Source organism: Primorskyibacter flagellatus (assembly GCF_048268605.1).
In the GTDB taxonomy this organism is placed as follows: domain Bacteria; phylum Pseudomonadota; class Alphaproteobacteria; order Rhodobacterales; family Rhodobacteraceae; genus Primorskyibacter; species Primorskyibacter flagellatus.
In genome coordinates, this window is sequence record NZ_JBLWVF010000001.1 from 80788 (window position 1) to 102544 (window position 21757).

Consider the following 21757-nt stretch of genomic DNA (forward strand, 5'->3'; position numbering starts at 1 on the left):
TATTACACGGAAAAAGGACAGACCGTTGAGCGATACTTCCCCGATACTGATATGGTTCCGCCGAGATCTGAGACTGTCGGACCATCCGGCGTTGTCTGCCGCGTGTAAAACCGGGCGCCCTGTCATTCCGGTCTTCATTCTGGATGATCTTGTCAAAGGGCTGGGGGCCGCGCCTAAATGGCGGCTGGGGCTGGGATTGGAGAACCTGTCAGACGCGCTTGCCGACAAGGGCAGCCGACTGATCCTGCGGCGAGGTGCGGCCTTGCCCGTCTTGCGCGAGCTGATCGAGCAAACCGGCGCAGGCACGGTTTATTGGACGCGCGCCTATGATCCGGACAGCATGGCGCGGGACACGTCCGTAAAGCAGACGTTGAAAGACGACGGCATCCAGGCGCAGAGCTTTGGCGGCCATCTGATGTTCGAACCGTGGACGGTTGAGACCGGGCAGGGCAGCTATTACAAGGTCTACACGCCGTTCTGGAATGCGGTGAAGGGCCGTGACGTTGACACGCCACTTCCGACATCGGGTAAGATGCAGCCGCCTGAGACGTGGCCACAAAGCGACAACCTTGGCGATTGGCAGATGGCTCAGGCCATGCAGCGCGGCGCAAAAATCGTGCATCCGTATGTGCGCTTGGGGGAAAGTGCGGCGCAAGCCCGGCTGGGGGCGTTCATGGCGCATCGGGTTGCGGATTACGTCGATGATCGCAACCGGCCCGATATTGACGGTACTTCTGGCCTGTCCGAAAACCTTTCGCTTGGCGAGATCAGCCCGCATCAATGCTGGCATGCGGGAATACGCGCGCGGGAAGAAGGCAAGCGCGGGGCCGAGACCTTTCTGAAAGAACTGGTCTGGCGCGAGTTTGCCTATCATCTAATGTATCACACGCCACGGATCCTGTCGGGTAACTGGCGCGAGGATTGGAATGCCTTCCCGTGGAACGAGGATGAACGTCGCGCCGAAGTGCAGGCCTGGAAACACGCGCGCACCGGTATCCGCTTTGTCGATGCGGGCCTGCGCGAGATGTATGTGACCGGGCGCATGCACAACCGCGCGCGCATGGTGGTGGCCAGCTATCTGACCAAGCACCTGATGTGTCACTGGAAGATCGGCTTGCGCTGGTTCGAGGATTGCCTGATCGACTGGGACCCGGCCAGCAACGCGATGGGCTGGCAATGGTCGGCAGGGTCCGGGCCGGATGCCACACCCTATTTCCGGGTTTTCAACCCTGTCACCCAGCTGAAGAAATTCGACCCCGACGGCATTTACGCTAAATCATGGATCGCAGAGGACCGGCAGACCCCGACCGACACCGCCCTGAGCTACTTTGACGCCGTGCCGCGAAGCTGGGGGCTGTCGGCGCAGGACAGCTATCCAGAGCCTGTCGTGTCCGTGTCCGATGGGCGTGAAAAGGCGCTGCAAGCCTATGAAAACAGGGATTTTTGAGCCTGTGACGCACGATCTTCTTGCCCAAACGCCATGCCTGCGCCAAGCTGTTTGCCATCAACAAGACCACCGGAATGACATGATCCTGACGACAACCCAGAACCAGCCCGACCTGCCGCGCTATTTCGCCCGCGTCTTTGACATTGCCCAGGGGATGAAACGGGGCCGCATTGACTTTGTGCTGCCGGACGGGCGCATCTTTCGTGCCGAAGGTCGCGCGCCCGGACCCGTTGCGCAGCTTGATATTCACAACCCCGATATATTCGCACGGCTGATCCGCGACGGCGATCTGGGCTTTTCAGATGCCTATCTGGATGAGTGGTGGAGCACGCCGGACCTGATGGCGTTTATGGACCTGATTCATGCCGACAATGACGTGCTGTTCGACGGCTTCCCCGGCATGGGGCTGGTGCGCGCGTTCGAGAGAGCGCGGTTCTGGTTGCACTCCAACTCGCGCCGCCAAGCGAAGAAGAACATCGCCCATCACTACGACCTGGGCAATGAATTCTACGGGCTTTGGCTGGACGAGACCATGACCTATTCATCAGCCCTGTTCGAGACCGGGCAAGAAAGTCTGGAAAAGGCGCAGATCGCGAAATATGCGCAGCTTGTGGACGAGATGGGCGCAAAACCCGGTGATCATGTGCTGGAGATCGGGTGCGGCTGGGGCGGGTTTGCCGAATATGCCGCCAAAGAGCGTGGGCTTCGGGTGACCGGGCTGACCATCAGCCGCGAGCAGTTCGACTATGCGCAGGCGCGGATCGCCGCTGCTGGACTTTCGGATCTGGTGGAACTCAAGCTGCAGGATTACCGCGACGAGACCGGAACCTATGACGGCATCGCCTCGATCGAGATGTTCGAGGCGGTGGGTGAAAAATACTGGCCGGTGTATTTCGACACGCTGCGCGAGCGGCTGAAACCCGGCGCGCATGCGACGCTTCAGATCATCACGGTGCAGGACAAACGCTGGGAGGTTTACCGTCGCGGCGTGGATTTCATCCAGAAGCATATCTTCCCGGGCGGCATGCTGCCCAGCCCCGGTGCCTTGCGGGCCGAGGTCGAAAGGGCCGGGCTGCGGATCGCCAGATCGGTCGAGTTTGGCGAAAGCTACAGCCAGACCTTGCGACGCTGGCACGACACGTTCAATGATCGCTGGTCCGAGATTGCCGAACTGGGCTTTGACAAGCGCTTTCAAAGGATGTGGAACTTCTATCTGACCGCCTGCGCGGCGACCTTCCACAGCGGCAATTGCGACGTGACCCAGATAACCCTGACACGGCCCGGCTGACCCCTGCGGTCGTGGTGTGCGTTTCCGTAACGTGTTATGCGGTCGGGAACGTAAAGATCCTCTGAAGGCAACCCTATGACATCGCTATTCTTTTATGGCAGCCTGCACCATGTTCCCTTGCTGGAGATCGTGCTTGGCCGCGCCGCCGGGGGTATCGATATGCAGCCCGCAACCCTTCCCCACCATGCGGTGCGCGCTGTCGCGGAAGGACCATTTCCCACCATAGGTGCCGAACAGGGCGCAGAGACACAGGGCCTGCTGGTGCGTGGACTGGATCCGCAGGACATTGCCCGGCTGGATTTCTATGAAGCCGGGTTTGATTTCGATACCAGGGGTCTGCCAGTCGAAACGGATGAGGGCGCGATCATGGCCCAGGTCTACTTTCCGGCCGGGGACCATTGGACGCCGGGTGATTTCTGGTCGCTGCAAGACTGGGTCGATCAATGGGGGCAGCTTAGCTGTGACGCGGCGCGCGAGGTGATGGGCCGCTACGGCAAGGCCTCGCCGCAAGAGATCAGCGCGCTTTTCCCCTTTATCCGCTCGCGGGCCTGGGCGCGGCGACTGGCGGCGCAACCCGCGCCGCAAACCCTGCGCGCGCAAATGACCGATCAGGATGCCGAGATTACCGCGGAACGACCCGGCTTTGACGGTTTTTTCCGGATGCGTGCCTTCAGCTTGCGCCACCGGACCTTCGCAGGCGGCTGGAGCGAAACCATGAACCGCGAGGCCTTTGTGGCCTTCGATGCAGCGCTGGTGCTGCCCTACGATCCCGCAACCGACCGGGTGATGCTGATTGAACAGATGCGCTATGGTCCGCTGATGCGGGGCGATCCGGCACCCTGGGTGCTGGAGCCGGTGGCAGGGCTTGTCGATGCGGGCGAGACGCCAGAAGCTTGCGCACGGCGCGAAGCGGTGGAAGAGGCCGGGCTGACACTGGGCGAGATGCGCCCCATGCCTGCCGTCTACGCCTCTCCGGGGTATTCCAGCGAGTTCTTTCACTGCTTCCTTGGACTGTGCGATCTGTCGCCAAACGATGCCGGGCTGGGCGGATTGGCAACCGAACACGAGGATATCCGCAGCCACGTCATATGCTTCGAGGCAGCCATGGCACTGCTCGATAGCGGAGAAGTGAACGCGGGTCCTTTGGCGATGATGCTGCTATGGTTGGCGCGCGAGCGGCCGAACTTGAGGTCCGGCATGCGTCCGGTGGGTTGATATCCCCCCCCGTTGCGCCCTACATCTGATGGCTGACAGAACAGATGATGACAAAGGAGGCGCCGCATGCGCATTGCAGGTGATCTGGCCGAAGCGATCGGCAACACGCCACTGATCCGGCTGCGCCGCGCCAGCGAGGCGACGGGCTGTGAAATCCTTGGCAAGGCGGAGTTCATGAACCCCGGCCAATCGGTCAAGGACCGTGCTGCCCTGTTCATCATCCGTGACGCGGTGGAGAAGGGCCTGCTGAAACCCGGTGGCACGATTGTCGAAGGCACGGCCGGCAATACCGGTATCGGGCTGGCGCTGGTTGGCGCGTCGATGGGGTTCCGGACCATCATCGTCATCCCCGAGACACAAAGCCAGGAAAAGAAGGATATGATCCGACTGGCCGGCGCGGAACTGGTGCAGGTGCCCGCAGCGCCCTACCGCAATCCCAACAACTATGTGCGCTATTCCGGCCGTCTGGCCGAGGAACTGGCCGCCACGTCGGAAAAAGGCGTGATCTGGGCCAACCAGTTTGACAACACCGCCAACCGTCAGGCCCATATCGAAGGCACCGGCCCTGAGATCTGGGACCAGACGGGCGGCAAGGTTGACGGGTTCATCTGCGCGGTAGGCTCTGGTGGGACACTGGCGGGTGTGGCGATGGCGCTGCAACCCAAAGGCGTCAAGATCGGCCTTGCCGATCCGCTGGGTGCCACGTTGTTCAACTATTATACCACCGGCGAACATGCGGCCGAGGGAAGCTCGATCACCGAAGGTATCGGGCAGGGGCGGATCACCGCCAATCTTGAAGGGTTCACCCCGGATTTCAACTACCAGATCCCGGATGACGAGGCGCTTCCCGTGGTGTTCGACCTGCTGGAAGAAGAAGGCCTGTGCCTTGGCGGGTCGTCCGGTATCAACGTGGCCGGCGCTGTGCGCATGGCGCGGGAAATGGGGCCGGGGCACACGATCGTCACGGTGTTGTGCGACTATGGCACACGCTACCAGTCGAAACTGTTCAACCCCGATTTCCTGAAGGACAAGGGCCTGCCCGTGCCCGGCTGGATGGACCGTGCTCCCGCATCCATTCCAGGCGTTTTCCAGGAGGTCTGATGCCCAACCCATTGGTCTTTTTCAAAGCGGCCCTGTTGCCGCTGATGCTGGTATTGATGCTGGCGGTTCAGGTATTTGCCCAGAACCCGGTTGACTACGACACTTGGGCCAAGCAGGCAACATCCGCCGAATCCGTGGTCGAGGCCGAGAGTGCCACGGATACAGAGCTTGAAACCCTGCGCGCCGGTATTGCCAAGTGGCGAGAGCAGTTTCTTGCGGCCAGCAATGTCAGCACACCGCGCATAGATACCCTTCAGGGGCAGATCGATGCGCTTGGTCCGAAACCCGAGGAAGGCACCGAGGAGCCTGCGGAACTGGCCGACAGGCGCTCTGCCTTGAACGAGCAGATGGAAGAGTTGCGTGCTCCCCTTCGCCGCGCCGAAGAGGCCTATAACCGCGCCAACGCCATCATCTCGGAAATCGACACGATCATTCGTGAACGACAGGCCGCGGCGTTGCTGGAACTGGGCCCATCCCCCATCAACCCCGCGCTCTGGCCCGCAGCGATCGAGTCGTTGCTGGCTTCAGTGAATGAGCTGATCGTCGAGGTTGAAGAAAACTGGGCGTCAGACGAAAAGCGTAGCCAGGCGAAGGCCCAACTGCCTTTGGTGCTGTTTCTGCTCGCGCTGGGCCTGTTGCTGATGCTGCGTGGCCGGGTCTGGATCGGCGGTGCGGTGAAACGTTTGCGCAAATTGACCCGCAAAGGCACCGGCGTCTGGAGCTTTCTGGTCTCGCTTGGTCAGATCATCGTGCCGATGGTGGGCATCATTGCCCTGACGCTGGCGATTTTTGCAACCGGGATGCTGGGTGAACGCGGCGCGCTGCTGCTGTCGGCTGTTCCCGGCTGGGCGATGACGATCCTTGGCGTGTGGTGGTTGGGCGACCAGACGTTCTCGCGCATGGACGATGTCGGATCCCTGCCGCTTGATCGCTACCGGCGCACCGAGGCCCGCATTGATGTCGGCATTCTGGGCGTGTTGCTGGTGGCGCAAGACGTGATCGTCAAGGTCGCCGCCGCCGAGGAGTACCGCATTGCCACAATTGCGGTGCTGAAGCTTCCGATCATCGTGTTGGCCGGCATCGTGCTGTTCCGTCTGGGTCTCATCTTGCGCCAGGTCGGCGTTGCCCAGGAACGTGACAATCCCGACACGACGGAAGCGGCGTTCCGGATTCGCATGGTCCGCCTTCTTGGCCAGGTCGCCATGGTGCTGGCCGTGATTGGCCCGGTCATGTCAGCGATTGGCTATGCCAATGCCGGTGAGGCGATGATTTTCCCGACTGTGCAGACTTTCGCTCTTCTCGGTGTGCTGCTGGTATTGCAGCGCTTTGTTTTCGATCTTTATGCGTTGATTACCGGGCGCGGCGACGAGGACGGCGACGGGTTGCTGCCGGTTCTGGGGGCGTTTGTGCTGACGCTGGCATCCCTGCCGGTACTGGCGCTGATCTGGGGCGCGCGCGTTGCTGACCTGACAGAGCTTTGGGCGCGGTTTCGCGAGGGCTTTACCTTTGGCGATACCCGCATCGCGCCAACCGATTTCCTGACCTTTGCCATCGTTTTCGTCATCGGTTACGCCGCGACGCGGCTGTTGCAGGGCGGTTTGCGGGGATCGGTGCTGCCAAAGACCAAGCTGGATATCGGCGGGCAGAATGCCATCGTCTCGGGTGTTGGTTATCTGGGGATTTTCCTGGCCGCGCTGATTGCGGTGACGGCCACGGGGCTGGATCTGTCCTCCTTGGCCATTGTTGCCGGTGCGCTGTCCGTCGGGATCGGTTTTGGCCTTCAGAACATCGTTTCCAACTTTGTGTCCGGCATCATCCTGCTGATCGAGAGGCCGATTTCCGAAGGCGACTGGATCGAGGTCGGTGGAACGCATGGCACCGTCCGAAGCATCTCTGTCCGTTCCACACGGATCGAGACATTCGACCGCTACGACGTGATCATCCCCAACGCCGATTTTGTCTCTGGCCGAGTGTCAAACTACACCCGTGGAAATGCCTTGGGACGGATCATCGTTCCCGTGGGCGTGGCCTACGGGACAGATACCCGCAAGGTCGAAGAGGTTCTCTTGCGCATTGCCCGTTTCCACCCGCTGGTGATGCTGACCCCGGCACCCTATGTGCTGTTCAAGGGCTTCGGTGCCGATTCGATGGATTTCGAAATCCGCGCGATTCTGTCGGACGTCAACGAAATTATGGGCGTGAAAACAGAGATGAACCATCAGATCGTCGAGGCTTTCGCGAAGGAGGGTTTCGAAATTCCATTCGCACAGCGCGACGTTTGGCTGCGCAACCCCGAAACGTTGATGCAGGGCAAGGGCGCACCACAATCCGAAGCAGAGCATGTCCGTGACGATGACAACAAGGACCAGTCGGACCCCGTTCATAATCCGATCCCGAGCGAACCCAATCAGGCGTCAAGCGACGGAGACGGAGATGGCGACACATGACTGAAGCGCTTTACCTGACAGAGCCTTATCGGCGGGATGCACCCGGTATCGTGACCGGCCACACACCCGAGGGCGGCCTTGTCGTGCATAACCCGCTGTTCTACCCGACCGGCGGCGGCCAGCCGGGCGATAGCGGCGTTCTGGACTGGAACGGCGTGGAAATCCCGATTGCCACGGCGGTCAAGGCGGATGGTGGCGGCAGTGTTCTGGTCGCGGCGGAACCGGTCATGCTGCCGCCCGTTGGGGCACATGTCACGCAGCGGCTCGACTGGGAACGCCGTCACCGTCATATGCGGATGCACACTGCGTTACATTTACTGTCGGTTGTCATCGCTCTGCCTGTGACCGGTGGTCAGGTCAGTGCAGATCGCGGGCGTCTGGATTTCAACATGCCAGAAGCGCCAGAGGATCGCGATGCCATTGAAGACGCACTTAACGCGCTTGTGGATCGCGATTTGCAAGTCACCGAAGATTGGATCACAGAGGAAGAGCTGGATACCAATCCCGGTTTGGTCAAGACCATGTCGGTGCAACCGCCGCGCGGCGCGGGCGTCATTCGCCTTGTCCGCATTGGCGAGGGGAGCGGTCAGGTTGACCTGCAACCCTGCGGCGGTACGCATGTCGCCCGGACCGGAGAAATCGGTCATATCCGCTTGGGCAAGATCGAAAATAAAGGCCGCCAGAATCGCCGCGTCAACCTGCACCTGCGCTAGGTGATCGGGTTTTAATGTTCGCGAAAGGGCGAAGGGGTGTCCCCTTCGCCCGATCAAGGTCAGTCAGGCGCAGCTGGTCATGTCTCTGCGGTGATGCGCGGAGAGAGCGCCGCGATTATTCCGCGCAATTCGGCAAGGCCCTTTAACCGTCCGATAGAAGGATAGCCCGGCTGCGCACTGCGCCCCAGATCGTCAAGGATGTCCTGCCCATGATCCGGCCGGAAGGGGAGTGACCAGTCTGCACAACCAGCAGCCTTGCGCCGCGCCTCTTCGTGCAAGACAGCCTCTACCAGCGCCACCATATCGGTATCGCCGCCCAGATGCTCGGCTTCATAGAACGACCCGAAAATGTCGTCCGACTCACGCTTGACGTTGCGCAGATGCAGGAAATGCACCCGGTCGCCGAGACGCTCCATCATGCCCGGCAGGTCATTGTCTGGCCGCGCACCAAGGGAACCGGAACACAGTGTGATGCCACTGGCGGGCGAGTCCACAGCATCCATTACCGCCTTGTAATGCGCCTCGGTTGACATGATGCGCGGCAGGCCCAGCAGCGGCACGGGGGGATCGTCGGGATGGCAGCACAGCCGCAAGCCCAGCTTTTCCGCCGTGGGCACGACCTCTTCGAGGAAGGTCACGAGATTTGCGCGCAACTGATCCTCGCTGATCGCGGCATATTCGGCCAGATGCGTGCGCACATCTTCCAGCGAAAAATTCTCGGCCGCGCCAGGAAGGCCGAACACGAGGTTGCGCAACAATTGCGAACGATGGGTATCGTCCATCTCGGCAAAGCGTTTGCCTGCGGCATCCTTAAGCGCCTTATCATACTCCTCGGCAGCGCCGGGACGTTCGAGGATATGCAGGTCAAATGCGGCAAAGTCGGTCAGGTCGAACCGCATGCAAGTGCCACCGTTGGGCAGGCGCCAGGCAAGATCCGTGCGGGTCCAATCCAGTATTGGCATGAAGTTGTAGCAGATCACCTCGATCCCGGCATCGGCAAGATTGCCAAGGCTTTCGCGGTAATTGGCAATATGGGTCCGCCAGTTGCCGGTCTGCTTCTTGATATCCTCGCTGACAGGCAGGCTTTCGACCACATCCCATGCCAGACCCGAGGGGCGTCCGTCTTTCATGTGCGCAATCACGCGTTGACGTTCGGCAATCTCTTCCTTGGACCACACATCCCCCGTCGGGATGTGGTGCAGGGCGGTGACAATGCCGGTCGCGCCCGCCTGGGCAACGTCATCTATGGACACAAGATCTTTTGGTCCGAACCAGCGCCAGGTTTGTTTCATTACTTCCTCCCGAGTCGTGCGATGATTGAGTGATAACAGACCCTGCGTTTAATGCCTAGTATGGAAGTATGGAAGTATGTTATTCAGCGCGTGGAGGTAGAATCATGACGGCATCTGTCACAGGTATAGGGGCTTTGGACCCGACACTGCCAATTACGCCACAGATCTACCGTATCCTGCGCGACCGTATTATCCACAATGATCTGACCCCTGGAAACCGGATTTCCGAATCCGAAATCGCCGCACTTCATCAGGTCAGTCGCCAACCGGTTCGTGAAGCCTTTATCAAGCTGGCAGAGCAGGGGCTTCTGGCCGTGCGTCCGCAGCGCGGCACGATCGTCAACAAGATCGCCTATTCGGCCGTTCTGGACGCGCGTTTTCTGCGCGAAGCGATAGAGGCCGATATTGTCAGCATTCTGGCGCAGGCACCGGATGCGGGTCTGGTGTCGGATCTGCGCAAACAGCTTGATGTCCAGCGCGCCTTGGACCCAAAAGATTCAAGCGATTTCATTCATTTGGATGAACGCTTTCATTTCACGCTCGCCGCGGCCGCAGGCAAGGGCGGGGCGTGGAAGCAAGTGGAGGGGCTGAAAGCGCAGATGGACCGTGTGCGGTATCTTTCCTTGTCGCAATTCCCCGTGGCCAAGCTGATCGGTCAGCACGAAACCATTGTCGACCACATCGCCGATGGTGACCGCCGCGGTGCCAATGTTGCGATCCGCACCCATTTGCGCGAGGTTCTTTCCGACCTTACCCAGATCGTTGCCGCGCATCCCGAGTTTTTCGACCTGCCGGCGGGGGAGCTTCCCCAACCGGTCAATGCACCTATCCTATGAGGAGTGGATACATGACGTTCAATTGGAAACTTCCAGCCGTTGCCGCAACCGTGGCGGCATTGTTGACAGCGCCTGCCTTCGCGCAGGACATGACGCTGAAGCTGGGCCATCTGGCCAATGAGGACAATCCCTGGCACATGGCCTCGGTCAGGTTCGGCGAAGAGCTGTCCGCGCTGACAGACGGGCGCATTACCGTTGAGGTGTTCCCGAATGAAAGCCTGGGCAAGGAAATCGACCTGATCAACGGCATGCAGCTTGGTACGGTCGACATGACCATCACCGGAGAGTCCCTGCAAAACTGGGCACCGATGGCAGCCCTGCTTGCGGTTCCCTATGCCTACAAGTCGCTGGAGCACATGGATGAAGTCGCCAGTGGCGAGATCGGCGATCAGATCAAGGCGCAGATCATCGAGAAGGTGCAGATCCGCCCCATCGCGCATTTCGCGCGCGGACCGCGCAACCTGACATCCAACCGGCCGATCACTTCGCCGGATGATCTGAACGGTTTGAAAATGCGCGTGCCGAACGTGCCGCTGTTCATCGACGTGTGGAAGGCGCTTGGCGCGAACCCCGGCCCGATGGCGTTCTCCGAAGTGTTCACCTCGCTTCAGAACGGTACCATCGAGGCGCAGGAGAACCCGCTGGCACTGATCCGGTCAGCCAGCTTTAACGAAGTGCAGAGCCACGTCAACATGACAGAGCATGTCCGTTCGTGGATTTACCTGACCATCGCGGAAAGCACTTGGGCAAGCCTGTCCGAAGAAGATCAAGGTGCCGTGATGGAGGCCGCCTCGCGCGCGCAGGCCTATGAGCGTGAACTGTTCAACGAAAGCATCGCCGCCGACCGTGCCTATCTGGAGGAAAACGGCATGACATTCGTAGAGGTTGATGGTGCCGCCTTCCAGGCAAAAGCCAAGGATGCGGTGCTGGCGAATGTCAGCGACGAGATCAAGCCGATCGTCGAAGGCCTGTTCGCTGAATAAGCGACAGGTTACATCTAGATCAGGCGGCGTCGCCCCGGACGGGCGGCGCTGTCCTTTCAGTCCAGGGGGCTCATGGTGAAACGCGCAGAAAGACTAATCGACCTCCTTGTGCAGCTTGCGCGGATCGGGGCCGGAATTTCCTTTTCGGTGCTGATCGGCGCGGTGTTGATACAGGTGGTGGGGCGCTTCATCGGCAGCTCTCCGGTCTGGACCGAGGAACTGACGCGCTACGCGCTGCTGTTCTCGGTGGCATTTGGTGCAGGGCTTTCTTTTCGCACCGGTGATCTGGTGAACGTCGATGTCGTCTGCGAGTCGCTGCCGGGTCGCATGCCTTGGTTGCTGCGCCTTCTCGCGGGCATCGTGACCGCTGGGCTGGCGATCTACCTGCTGCCGCATGCCTGGAAATACGTCTCCATCGGAAAGATGCAGACCGCCCCCGCGCTGGGGATCAAAATGCACTACGTCCATTTTACGGTCTGGCTGATGCTGGCGCTGCTGGCCCTGTTTGCAAGCCTGCGCGTCGTCGGAATGCTGACCGGCACCGAAGATGGCAAACCCCGCAAGCCCGAAGAGGACTGAGCAATGGATGTCACTGTATTGTTTCTGGTCTTCGTCGGCGGCCTAGTCGCTGGCGTTCCGGTCGCGATCACGCTTGGGGTCTCGTCGCTGGCCTATCTGCTGCTGGCGGGGATACCGCCCGTCGTCATGCCGCAAAAGATGTATGCGGGCATGGATGTTTTCGTGCTGCTGTCGATTCCGGGCTTCATCCTTGCGGGCAACCTGATGAATCAGGGCGGCATAACAGAGCGTATCATCCGCTTTGCCAATTCGCTGGTCGGCTGGATCCGCGGCGGGCTGGGTCTGACAAACATCGCTGCCTCCATGCTGTTCGGTGGCATCACCGGCACGGCTGTGGCCGATGCGGCCTCGATCGGTGGGGTGATGATACCGGGGATGAAGAAAGCGGGCTATCCCGCTGATTTCGCTGCCGCAGTCACCGCAGCCTCATCGACCGTCGGGCCGATCATTCCGCCCTCTGTGCCGATGATTATTGTCGGCGCGCTGTCCGGTATCTCGGTCGGCAAGATGTTCCTGGCGGGTGCTGTGCCGGGCATCCTGATGGGGCTGGCGATGATGGTGACGTGTTTCGTGATCTCGGCGCGCCGCGATTTTCCGCGCCAGCCGTGGCAAGGTGCGGGTGAGGTCGTCCGGTCCTTCGGTGGGGCTTTCTGGGCGCTGGCAATGACCTTCCTGATCATCTACGGGCTGCTGTCGGGCCTTGCCACACCGACGGAAACCGCCGTTGTTGCCTCTGTCTATGCCTTCATGGTCGGGGCCTTCATCTACCGCGAGCTGAAAGTGTCCAAACTGCCGGGCATCGTGGTGGACAGTGCAGTGTCGGCCGCGGGTATCCTTGCGCTGGTGGGCTTTGCCAATGTGTTTGGCTGGATTCTGGTGTCGGAACACATCCCGCAGGCAATCGCCGAGGGCGTGCTTTCGCTGACAGGCAACAAGTTCATGGTGATCCTGATCATCAACCTGCTGTTGCTGTTCGTCGGCATGTTCATGGAAACAATTGCCGCACTGATCATCCTGTTTGTGCCGCTTCTGTCGCTGGCGCAGGCTGTGGGGATTGACCCGTTGCACTTTGCCACCTTCGCAGTGCTGAACCTGATGATTGGTCTGACAACGCCGCCGGTGGGCGTGTGCCTTTTTGTCTGCGCGGGCATCGCGCGCCTGCCTTTGGCCCCGGTGGTGGTGGCCATCCTGCCATTCCTTGCGACCAATATTCTGGTGCTGCTGGCCGTCAGCTACATTCCCGCGCTGGCCACATGGTTGCCTTCGGTGCTGATCCCCTGACCTGACAAAAGAACGCCGCGCGACCCGAGGGGCGCGCGGCAAATTCCTGCGTAAGTAAAGGTCCGGCTATGTCGCGCTCGCGTCCAGTGCGGCGATGATCGGCAGGAAGTCCGAGGCCTTCAGGCTGGCCCCGCCGACAAGTGCGCCATCGACATTCGACACCGCGAAAATCTCTTCGGCATTCGAGGCTTTGACCGACCCGCCATAGAGGATACGGACCGACCGCCCGACGCCCGCGCCAAAGCGCCGCTCCAGTCGCGTGCGGATGAAATCATGCACCTCGCCGATTTGGTCGGTGGTCGGAACCTTGCCGGTGCCGATGGCCCAGATCGGTTCATAGGCGATCACCAGATTATGCCCGGTGGCGCTGTCGGGGACAGACCCTGAAAGCTGCCCGCCAATGATGTCGAGCGTGTTTGACGCTTCGCGCTCTGCGAGGCTTTCACCTACACAGATCACGGCGATCAAATCCGCGTCAAACGCGGCACGGGCCTTGGCGCGGATGGCGTCGTCATGCTCGTCGTGGTCCTGACGCCGTTCGGAATGGCCCAGGATGACATGGGTTGCCCCCGCATCCGCCAGCATGGCCGCGGAAATGTCGCCGGTATGCGCGCCTGTGGCCTCGGCATGACAATCCTGGCCGCCGATGGAGACAGGTTTACCTTGGATTGCCTCGGCGGCGCGTGACAACAGCGTCGAAGGCGGGCAGATCAGCACATCGCAGGCGGCGGGCTCGGGGCCATTGGCGATCTCCGCCAACTCTTCCAGAGCGGCGGCAGTACCGTTCATCTTCCAGTTTCCGGCGGCAAGTTTGCGTCTCATCTCGGTCCCTTCATGCGATTTGCGCACATCATGGCGGCGTAAGACGGGCCGTCAAGGGCAAGCGGCTTGTGGGGACAGAAGGGTACGCGATCAGAGATGGAATATCGCGTTGGCGGCGCAGGAAAAGCCCCTAGCGCGTTGTGGTGATCGCGTCAGGATCCAGTTCTTCAACATCCTTGAACTTGATGGATTCGCCGCAGCCGCAAGCATCGGCAACATTGGGGTTGTTGAAGCGAAATCCGGATTCAAGCAACGAAGTCTCGTAGTCGATCTCGGTACCGAACAGGAACATCTGGGCCATCGGCGCAATCATGATGCAGGCCCCGTCTTGGGTAACGACCTCGTCATTCGGATCTGCCTGATCGACATAGTCCATGGTGTATTCCATGCCCGCGCAGCCGCCCTTCTTGACGCCGATGCGCAAACCGGCGCGCCCTTCCTTGTCCATCAACCGGGTGATCTGGCGAATGGCATTGGGGGTCATGCTGATCGGGGACTTTCCGGGAATGCCGAACATTTCGATATATCTCCTTGCCTTGACCTCAAGATAGGTCCCGGTTTCGAATTTCTCAAGAGATCCGCGGCACTGCTCAAGCGAAACGTTGGCATCTGGCGGGGTCGGCCGGATTTCGTTGACCGCGATTGACGCCGCTGGACACAATATAGACCACGAGGGTTTGTTGATGCCTATCAGTGCGTTGCGCGGGGCGAAGCGGCGCGCTTGCTTACATGAAGCCCAGTTCCAGCCTTGCTTCGTCGGACATCATCTCCATGCCCCAAGGCGGCTCCCAAGTCAGATCCACATCGACCTGCTTCACCCCTTGCAGCGGTTCGACCGCATCGGCGATCCATCCCGGCATCTCGCCTGCCACCGGGCAACCGGGTGCGGTAAGCGTCATCACAACGCGGACCTCGTTTTCGGGGCTTATATCAATTGTGTAGACCAGCCCGAGGTCATAGATATTTACGGGGATTTCAGGGTCATAGACCGAGCGGCACGCTTCCACCACGCTGTCATATAGCGGGTGGTCCGTGCTGGATGGCTCGATCAGCGGCGTGCCCTCCATGGGCGGTTGCGCGTCATTCATTTGGGCTGTCCTGTTCTTTCCTGACCAAACATATAGGAAATGGGAGGTGCCGGGTAAAGGGGCGGATGGAAAGATGCCGCGCGGCATTTTGGGCCATAGATAGGGGAACAGGGCTTTTGGGGGGCGACGTCGCCGTGCTGACCGGGCGGCGGTGGATGTGGCACGTTCAGGAGTGAGGGGCCAGCCCCTCACCCTCCCCGGAGTATTTTTGCCAATGAGAATTGACAGGGGGGGAGGTGAGAGGTCAGGTCGTAGGCGGCTGGCTGGATTTGGCAGGTAGCTTTCTGCGCCGTACCGGGGCGGGGCGGGCGCGGGCCTCGATGCTGTCATAGAGCAGACCGGTAATGTTCTTGTTCGAGGCCTTTTCAATGCCTTCCAGGCCGGGTGAGGAATTGACCTCCAGTACCTTTGGGCCCGTGTCAGAGCGCAGAAGGTCGACGCCGGCCAAGCCAAGGTTGAAGGCACGGGCGGCACGCAGGGCGGTGTCGCGTTCCTCTTTGGTGATGCGTACAGATGTGGCGCTGCCGCCGCGATGCAGGTTGGAACGAAAATCGCCTTCGGCGCCGGTGCGTTTCATCGAGGCCACGACCTTGCCCGCGATCACCAGACAACGGATGTCTTCGCCTGCGGATTCCTTCACGAATTGTTGCACCAGGAAATTTGCGCGCAGGCCGCGAAATGCGTCGATGACGGATTCGGCGGCCTTTTTGGTTTCCGCCAGGACGACGCCTTTGCCCTGGGTGGATTCGAGCAGTTTGACGATCAGCGGGGCCTGTCCGACCAGTCCGATCAGGTTGGACGTGTCCTTGGGGCTGGCAGCGAAGGCGGTTGTCGGCATCCCGATCTTCTGCGAGGCCAGCACTTGGTGGGCATGAAGTTTGTCGCGGCTGGCGGTGATGCCTGCCGAGCCGTTCAAGCAATAGGTGCCGATGGTTTCGAACTGCCGGATCACGGCCGTGCCATAGGGCGTGATGGACGCGCCGATGCGCGGGATGACCGCATCATAGCGGGGCAGGCGTTTGCCGTCGTAATGCACTTCGGGGGCCAGCTGGTTGATCGCCATGTAGCAGCGCGTGGTGTCGATGACCTCTACCGAATGTCCACGCTCTTCGCCCTCTTCGACGAGGCGGCGGGTGGAGTAATTGTTCTCGCGGCTGAGAACGGCAATGCGCAGCGCACGGTTGGGCGCGGATTTGCGAACCTTGGTGGAATGATACACGTCATAGCTGAGTTCCGGTTGGCAGAACCGATCGGTTGCGACGATCTGGATATGGTCTTTCAGCGCTTGCCGGCCCAGTAACATCCGGCTGACCATATTGGCGCGATTGGTCAGCGTGATTTCGATGTTCCAGCTTTCGTCGCCGACGGTCATCGGCGTCGAGATGACATAGCGTGGTTCGGCCTCGCCATTTGACGAAGTGACGTCGCGGCGGTCGATAATCGTGGCGGAACAGGGGATGATCAGATCATCGCGTCCCGGAATCGGATGGATGGTAAAACGCACTTTGGGGCGCGTTGCCGGGCCGAAGGTCTCGATATCGAATGCATGCAAGGCCGAGGTCCGCGCGCCGGTATCGACCTTTGCTTTCAGCGCAGGCAATCCGAGGTCGGGCAGGGCGACCCACTCCTCCCAGCCGAAGGTCAGTGTTTCCGTCATGACGTGTGTCCTTCGCGTGAAGCGTAAGTTTCCGCACCTATCAAGCCAAGCGGCTTCCCGCAAGACAATGCGCCCCGACGCTGGGGGGCTTGGCAAGCTGCGTCGCTTGCTGCAAAGGAGGGCGCATGACGCGATTTTCCTTCTCTCTCACTGCCACGGACGGCGCGGCGCGGACCGGTGTGATCTCGACCCCGCGAGGGGACATTCGGACACCGGCTTTCATGCCTGTGGGCACCGCGGCCACGGTCAAGGCAATGATGCCGGACTCGGTGCGCGCGACCGGCGCTGACATCCTGCTGGGCAACACCTATCATTTGATGCTGCGCCCCGGTGCGGAACGGATCGCGCGTCTGGGCGGGCTGCACAAGTTCATGAATTGGGATCGGCCGATCCTGACGGATTCGGGCGGCTTTCAGGTGATGAGCCTTGCCGATCTGCGCAAGCTGACCGAAAAAGGCGTGACCTTCCGCAGCCATATCGACGGATCGAAGCATGAGCTGACGCCGGAACGCTCGATGGAGATCCAGAAGCTTCTGGGGTCCGACATCGTGATGTGTTTCGATGAATGCCCCGCACTGCCTGCCGATGATAAGCGCGTGGCCGAAAGCATGCGCCTGTCGATGCGGTGGGCGCAGCGGTCCCGCGATGCGTTTGGCGACCGGCCGGGGCATGCGCTGTTCGGCATCATGCAGGGGGGCGTGACGGAACATTTGCGCGCCGAGAGCGCCGAAGCGCTGACCGCCATCGGGTTTGACGGCTACGCGGTGGGCGGGCTGGCCGTGGGCGAGGGGCAGGAGGCGATGTTCGGCGTGCTGGACTATGCGCCTGCGATGCTTCCCACTGACAAGCCGCGCTACCTGATGGGCGTGGGCAAACCCGATGACATCGTTGGTGCCGTCAAGCGGGGCATCGACATGATGGATTGCGTGCTGCCGTCGCGGTCTGGGCGCACCGGGCAGGCATGGACACGTCGCGGGCAGGTGAACATCAAGAATGCGCGCCATGCCGACGACCCACGCCCCTTGGATGAAGATTGCTCTTGCCCGACCTGCCAAGGCTATTCACGCGCCTATCTACATCACGTTTTCCGGGCGCAGGAGATGATTTCAGGTATGCTGCTGACCTGGCACAATCTGCATTACTACCAAGAAATCATGCAAGGCATGCGGGATGCCATTGCCCAAGGCAGGTTCGCCGATTGGGAGGCCGAGTTCCACCGCCAGCGTGAGATGGGCGATATCGAAAAGCTCTAGCCACTACTGTTGGATCCGCACAGAGATCTTCCAACAGTAGCGGCCGTCATCGGAGTCTTGTCCAGTTCCGGCGGGGAAGGAAAACGGCTTTTTCCATTCGGTCGGTTTGGGCCATACATCTCGCGATGATTGGCGGCACCTCGCCGGAAATGACCGGGATCGACAGCAGCACAGGTGGCCAGACCTGCACGCAGGCACCGCCCGCCGCGCCGACGCATGTACTGTGCATGAGTTCTGCAAATGCAGACCTGCTGACAAAAAACGCCGATAGTTAGACACTTTGGGTTGTTGCGACCGTGGCCCTTGTTGGTGGGACCGACACCTGCTCATTCGACGGGTTGTCGTCGGGTGCGCAGGTTGCCGTTTTTTGGCTTTACCCACAATTGCGTGGTTGCGGTCCCCGTGTCACGCGGTCATTCTGGCGTGAAAACGTGGAGACGGTTGAAAACGGGGACACTAGGCCCCAAATCTTGAGACCAGACAGGAGACGGACAGCGCTGCCGAAATTCGGGGCCAGACCGTCTTGCCAATAATAAGGAATGAGCATGCAACAGCCCCTCAACGCATCCTATCCAGTGCTGCCGCTGCGCGATATCGTGGTGTTCCCGCATATGATCGTGCCGCTGTTTGTCGGACGTGAAAAATCTGTCCGGGCATTGGAAGAGGTGATGGCCGATGACAAGCAGATCCTGCTGTCCAGCCAGATTGACCCTGCCGTCGATGATCCCGACAGCGACGGTATTTTTCGTGCAGGCGTGCTTGCCAACGTCTTGCAATTGCTGAAACTTCCCGATGGCACCGTCAAGGTGCTGGTCGAAGGTCAGGCGCGGGTGCGGATCACCGACTATGTCGATAATGATGATTTTTTCGAGGCTTCGGCAGAGTATCTGACCGAGATCCCCGGTGACACGGCAGCGATTTCCGCGCTGCTGCGCACCGTTGGCGACGAGTTCGAACGCTATGCCAAGGTCAAGAAGAACATCCCCGAAGAAGCGCTGAGCGCGGTCTCCGACACGACCGAGCCTGCCAAACTGGCCGATCTTGTGGCCGGCCATCTGGGCATCGAGGTCGAGCAAAAGCAGGAGCTTTTGGAAACGCTGTCCGTCAGCGAACGGCTGGAGAAGGTTTATGGCCTGATGCAGGGCGAAATGTCCGTCCTTCAGGTCGAGAAAAAGATCAAGACCCGCGTCAAGAGCCAGATGGAGCGAACTCAGCGCGAGTACTATCTGAATGAGCAGATGAAGGCCATTCAGAAGGAACTTGGCGACGGTGAGGACGGCCAGAACGAAGTCGCCGAACTGGAAGAGCGCGTGGCTGCCACGAAGCTGTCCAAGGAAGCGCGCGAAAAGGCCGATGCCGAGATCAAGAAGCTGAAAAACATGTCGCCGATGTCCGCAGAGGCAACGGTGGTTCGCAACTATCTTGATTGGATGCTGTCGATCCCGTGGGGTGTGAAGTCCCGCGTCAAGAAAGATCTGGGTCGGGCTCAGAAGGTGCTGGACGACGATCACTACAGCCTCGACAAGGTCAAGGAACGCATTGTTGAATATCTCGCAGTGCAGCAACGCTCGAAAAAGCTGAAAGGCCCGATCATGTGCCTTGTCGGCCCTCCGGGCGTCGGCAAAACCAGCTTGGGTAAGTCGGTTGCGCGGGCCACGGGCCGCGAATTCATCCGCATCAGCCTTGGCGGCGTGCGCGACGAATCCGAGATCCGCGGCCACCGCCGGACCTATATCGGCTCCATGCCGGGCAAGATCATTCAGGCGCTGAAAAAGGCGAAGACGACAAACCCGCTGATCCTGCTCGACGAGATCGACAAGATGGGGCAGGATTTCCGCGGTGACCCTGCCTCGGCGATGCTGGAAGTGCTTGATCCGGAACAGAACTCTACGTTCATGGACCACTATCTTGAGGTGGAATACGACCTCAGCAACGTGATGTTCATCACCACGTCCAACAGCTATAACATGCCTGGGCCGTTGCTTGACCGGATGGAGATCATTCCGCTGTCGGGCTACACCGAGGATGAAAAGCTGGAGATCGCCAAGCGGCATCTGCTGTCCAAGCAGGTCAAGAACCACGGTCTGAAGAAGGGCGAGTTCGAGGTGACCGACGAAGCGATCACCGACATCGTTCGCTACTACACACGCGAAGCCGGTGTGCGGAATCTGGAGCGGGAACTGGCCAAGCTGGCACGGAAGTCCGTGACGAAGATCGTGAAGCGCGAAACCGACAAGGTTGAGGTTTCATCGGACAATCTTGATGATTTCCTCGGCGTGCGGAAACACCGCTATGGACTGACGGAAGAACAGCATCAGGTCGGCGTGGTGACGGGCCTTGCCTATACCTCCGTCGGTGGCGATCTGTTGCATATCGAAGCGCTGCGCCTGCCGGGCAAGGGCCGGATGAAGACCACCGGCACGTTGGGCGACGTGATGAAAGAGTCGATTGACGCCGCATCCAGCTATGTGCGGTCGATCAGTCCGCAGATCGGGGTCAAACCGCCCCGTTTTGAGAAGTGGGATATCCACGTTCACGTTCCGGACGGTGCCACGCCCAAGGACGGTCCTTCGGCCGGTCTGGCAATGGTCACGTCTATCGTGTCGGTGTTGACCGGGATTCCGGTGCGTAAGGACATCGCCATGACGGGCGAGGTGTCGCTGCGCGGTAACGCGATGCCGATCGGCGGGCTCAAGGAAAAGCTGTTGGCGGCGTTGCGAGGCGGGGTCAAGACCGTGCTCATTCCGGCAGAGAACGAAAAGGATCTGGTCGAGCTTCCCGATAACGTCAAAAGCGGGTTGGAAATCATCCCGGTCAGCCATGTGTCAGAGGTGCTGGAACGCGCGCTTATCCGCAGCCCGGAACCGATCGAATGGGACGAGGCCGCCGAAGAAGCCGCCGCCGCTGCGTTATCAGTCGATGGGAAAGGCCCGCAGGCGACTGCGCACTGATCGCTGGCGAACACAAGCAAGACTGAAATGGGCATGCTTCGGCGTGCCCATTTTTCATTCTGCGTGGGGCATCGGCAAAGTGTTGACGACAGAAGTTCACCGGATTGGTGGATCGTCATCCGTAAACTGTGTAGACCTTGGAATAACGCAGTCGCTGATGATCATCGGCAGAATAAAGGTAGGAATAGCAACTATGGCAGTTTCCCGCACACCCAGCACGACAGGCACACAAACCACTTCTGCAAAATCGACAGCCAGGAAACCCGCAGCGGCCAAAGCGCAGGCCCCGGCGCAAACCTATATCGCCGCAGTCGAGGCCGAGAGCCTGCGAGTTTCGGCCATAGGCGACGTGGCATCGGAGCTTCGCAAGAAAGAGCTGATCGAACTTGTCGTGTCGCGCTGCGATGTGAAGAAACGTGATGCCAAGCCCGCGATCGAGGCAGCCCTTGCTGTTCTGGGCGAGGCGCTGAAAGCAGGGCGCGAGGTCAACCTGCAACCGATGGGCAAGATCAAGATCAAGCGTAGCAAACTGGTCGGCAATGCGCAGGTCTCGACGCTTCATCTGCGCCAGAACAATGCGGCACAAGTCGGCGGCAAGGATCCTCTTGCACAGACCGAAGACTGACGCTAAGACGCGGCGCAACGGGTGATTAGCTCAGTGGTAGAGCGCTTCGTTCACATCGAAGATGTCAGGGGTTCAAATCCCTTATCACCCACCATTTTTCTGTAAGTCACCGCCGCCCGTGATCACATGAACAGATAATCCTTGCGTCCGAGAGTCGCCGGGTGATTGAGCGCATACAG

19 protein-coding genes and 1 tRNA gene are annotated in these 21757 nt (G+C 60.2%); 15 read left to right on the top strand and 5 right to left on the bottom strand.

From position 1 onward, the window contains the following. Positions 1-25: 25 nt before the first annotated feature. From ACN0WV_RS00390 to ACN0WV_RS00415, 6 genes are all read left to right on the top strand, one after another. On the top strand, positions 26-1447 hold the full coding sequence (locus tag ACN0WV_RS00390) for a cryptochrome/photolyase family protein (protein ID WP_417602907.1): 1422 nt from the start codon (positions 26-28) through the stop codon (positions 1445-1447). A gap of 79 nt (positions 1448-1526) precedes the next feature. Next, positions 1527-2735, top strand: a complete 1209-nt coding sequence (locus ACN0WV_RS00395; protein WP_417602909.1) for a class I SAM-dependent methyltransferase — start codon at positions 1527-1529, stop codon at positions 2733-2735. 75 nt (positions 2736-2810) lie between these two features. Further along, positions 2811-3950, top strand: a complete 1140-nt coding sequence (locus tag ACN0WV_RS00400) for an NUDIX domain-containing protein (RefSeq protein ID WP_417602911.1) — start codon at positions 2811-2813, stop codon at positions 3948-3950. A 66-nt stretch (positions 3951-4016) separates the two neighbouring features. Beyond that, entirely contained in the window at positions 4017-5051 is a 1035-nt protein-coding gene (locus ACN0WV_RS00405; protein ID WP_417602913.1) for a cysteine synthase A, read from the top strand. Continuing rightward, positions 5051-7498, top strand: coding sequence for a DUF3772 domain-containing protein (locus tag ACN0WV_RS00410; protein WP_417602915.1), 2448 nt, complete (start codon positions 5051-5053; stop codon positions 7496-7498). The genes ACN0WV_RS00405 and ACN0WV_RS00410 overlap by 1 nt, the downstream gene beginning before the upstream one ends. Next, positions 7495-8211: an alanyl-tRNA editing protein gene (locus ACN0WV_RS00415; protein ID WP_417602917.1), complete on the top strand. Its 717-nt coding sequence runs from the start codon at positions 7495-7497 to the stop codon at positions 8209-8211. The genes ACN0WV_RS00410 and ACN0WV_RS00415 overlap by 4 nt, the downstream gene beginning before the upstream one ends. 77 nt (positions 8212-8288) lie before the next feature. Here ACN0WV_RS00415 and uxuA read toward each other — a convergent pair whose 3' ends face one another. Then, the gene (uxuA, locus tag ACN0WV_RS00420) at positions 8289-9503 is read right to left on the bottom strand and encodes a mannonate dehydratase (RefSeq protein WP_417602919.1); all 1215 of its coding nucleotides are present in this window, start codon (positions 9501-9503) and stop codon (positions 8289-8291) included. Between the two features lie 104 nt (positions 9504-9607). Between uxuA and ACN0WV_RS00425 the strand changes: the two genes are divergently transcribed. From ACN0WV_RS00425 to ACN0WV_RS00440, 4 genes are all read left to right on the top strand, one after another. Then, on the top strand, positions 9608-10339 hold the full coding sequence (locus ACN0WV_RS00425; protein ID WP_417602922.1) for a GntR family transcriptional regulator: 732 nt from the start codon (positions 9608-9610) through the stop codon (positions 10337-10339). 11 nt (positions 10340-10350) lie between these two features. Next, complete coding sequence (locus ACN0WV_RS00430; protein WP_417602924.1) at positions 10351-11322, top strand: TRAP transporter substrate-binding protein; 972 nt, start codon at positions 10351-10353, stop codon at positions 11320-11322. A 75-nt stretch (positions 11323-11397) separates the two neighbouring features. After that, on the top strand, positions 11398-11901 hold the full coding sequence (locus ACN0WV_RS00435; protein WP_417602926.1) for a TRAP transporter small permease: 504 nt from the start codon (positions 11398-11400) through the stop codon (positions 11899-11901). Positions 11902-11904: 3 nt separating this feature from the next. Further along, positions 11905-13182, top strand: a complete 1278-nt coding sequence (locus ACN0WV_RS00440; protein WP_084352614.1) for a TRAP transporter large permease — start codon at positions 11905-11907, stop codon at positions 13180-13182. A gap of 66 nt (positions 13183-13248) precedes the next feature. Here the strand turns inward: ACN0WV_RS00440 and tpiA are convergent, their stop codons facing one another. The 4 genes from tpiA to rimK form a co-directional block, all read right to left on the bottom strand. Continuing rightward, positions 13249-14004: a triose-phosphate isomerase gene (gene tpiA, locus ACN0WV_RS00445; RefSeq protein ID WP_417602928.1), complete on the bottom strand. Its 756-nt coding sequence runs from the start codon at positions 14002-14004 to the stop codon at positions 13249-13251. Between the two features lie 130 nt (positions 14005-14134). After that, the gene (locus ACN0WV_RS00450) at positions 14135-14521 is read right to left on the bottom strand and encodes a HesB/IscA family protein (RefSeq protein WP_417602930.1); all 387 of its coding nucleotides are present in this window, start codon (positions 14519-14521) and stop codon (positions 14135-14137) included. Between the two features lie 208 nt (positions 14522-14729). Then, the gene (locus ACN0WV_RS00455; protein WP_084352610.1) at positions 14730-15092 is read right to left on the bottom strand and encodes an SUF system Fe-S cluster assembly protein; all 363 of its coding nucleotides are present in this window, start codon (positions 15090-15092) and stop codon (positions 14730-14732) included. A gap of 244 nt (positions 15093-15336) precedes the next feature. After that, positions 15337-16749 carry a 30S ribosomal protein S6--L-glutamate ligase gene (gene rimK, locus ACN0WV_RS00460; protein ID WP_417602932.1) on the bottom strand — a complete coding sequence of 471 codons (1413 nt, stop codon included), beginning with the start codon at positions 16747-16749 and terminating at the stop codon, positions 15337-15339. A 125-nt stretch (positions 16750-16874) separates the two neighbouring features. On the opposite strand from rimK, the gene tgt reads away from it, so the two are divergent. The 5 genes from tgt to ACN0WV_RS00485 all read left to right on the top strand — a co-directional run bounded on the left by tgt (position 16875) and on the right by ACN0WV_RS00485 (position 21672). Then, positions 16875-18002, top strand: a complete 1128-nt coding sequence (gene tgt, locus ACN0WV_RS00465; RefSeq protein ID WP_417602934.1) for a tRNA guanosine(34) transglycosylase Tgt — start codon at positions 16875-16877, stop codon at positions 18000-18002. 125 nt (positions 18003-18127) lie between these two features. Beyond that, entirely contained in the window at positions 18128-18277 is a 150-nt protein-coding gene (locus tag ACN0WV_RS00470; protein WP_417602936.1) for a hypothetical protein, read from the top strand. A 270-nt stretch (positions 18278-18547) separates the two neighbouring features. Continuing rightward, positions 18548-20953 carry an endopeptidase La gene (gene lon, locus ACN0WV_RS00475; protein WP_417602938.1) on the top strand — a complete coding sequence of 802 codons (2406 nt, stop codon included), beginning with the start codon at positions 18548-18550 and terminating at the stop codon, positions 20951-20953. A gap of 193 nt (positions 20954-21146) precedes the next feature. Next, a complete protein-coding gene (locus ACN0WV_RS00480; RefSeq protein ID WP_417602940.1) occupies positions 21147-21578 on the top strand; it encodes an HU family DNA-binding protein in 432 nt (143 codons plus the stop codon). Between the two features lie 19 nt (positions 21579-21597). After that, positions 21598-21672 (top strand) — tRNA-Val (locus ACN0WV_RS00485). Positions 21673-21757 lie beyond the last annotated feature (85 nt).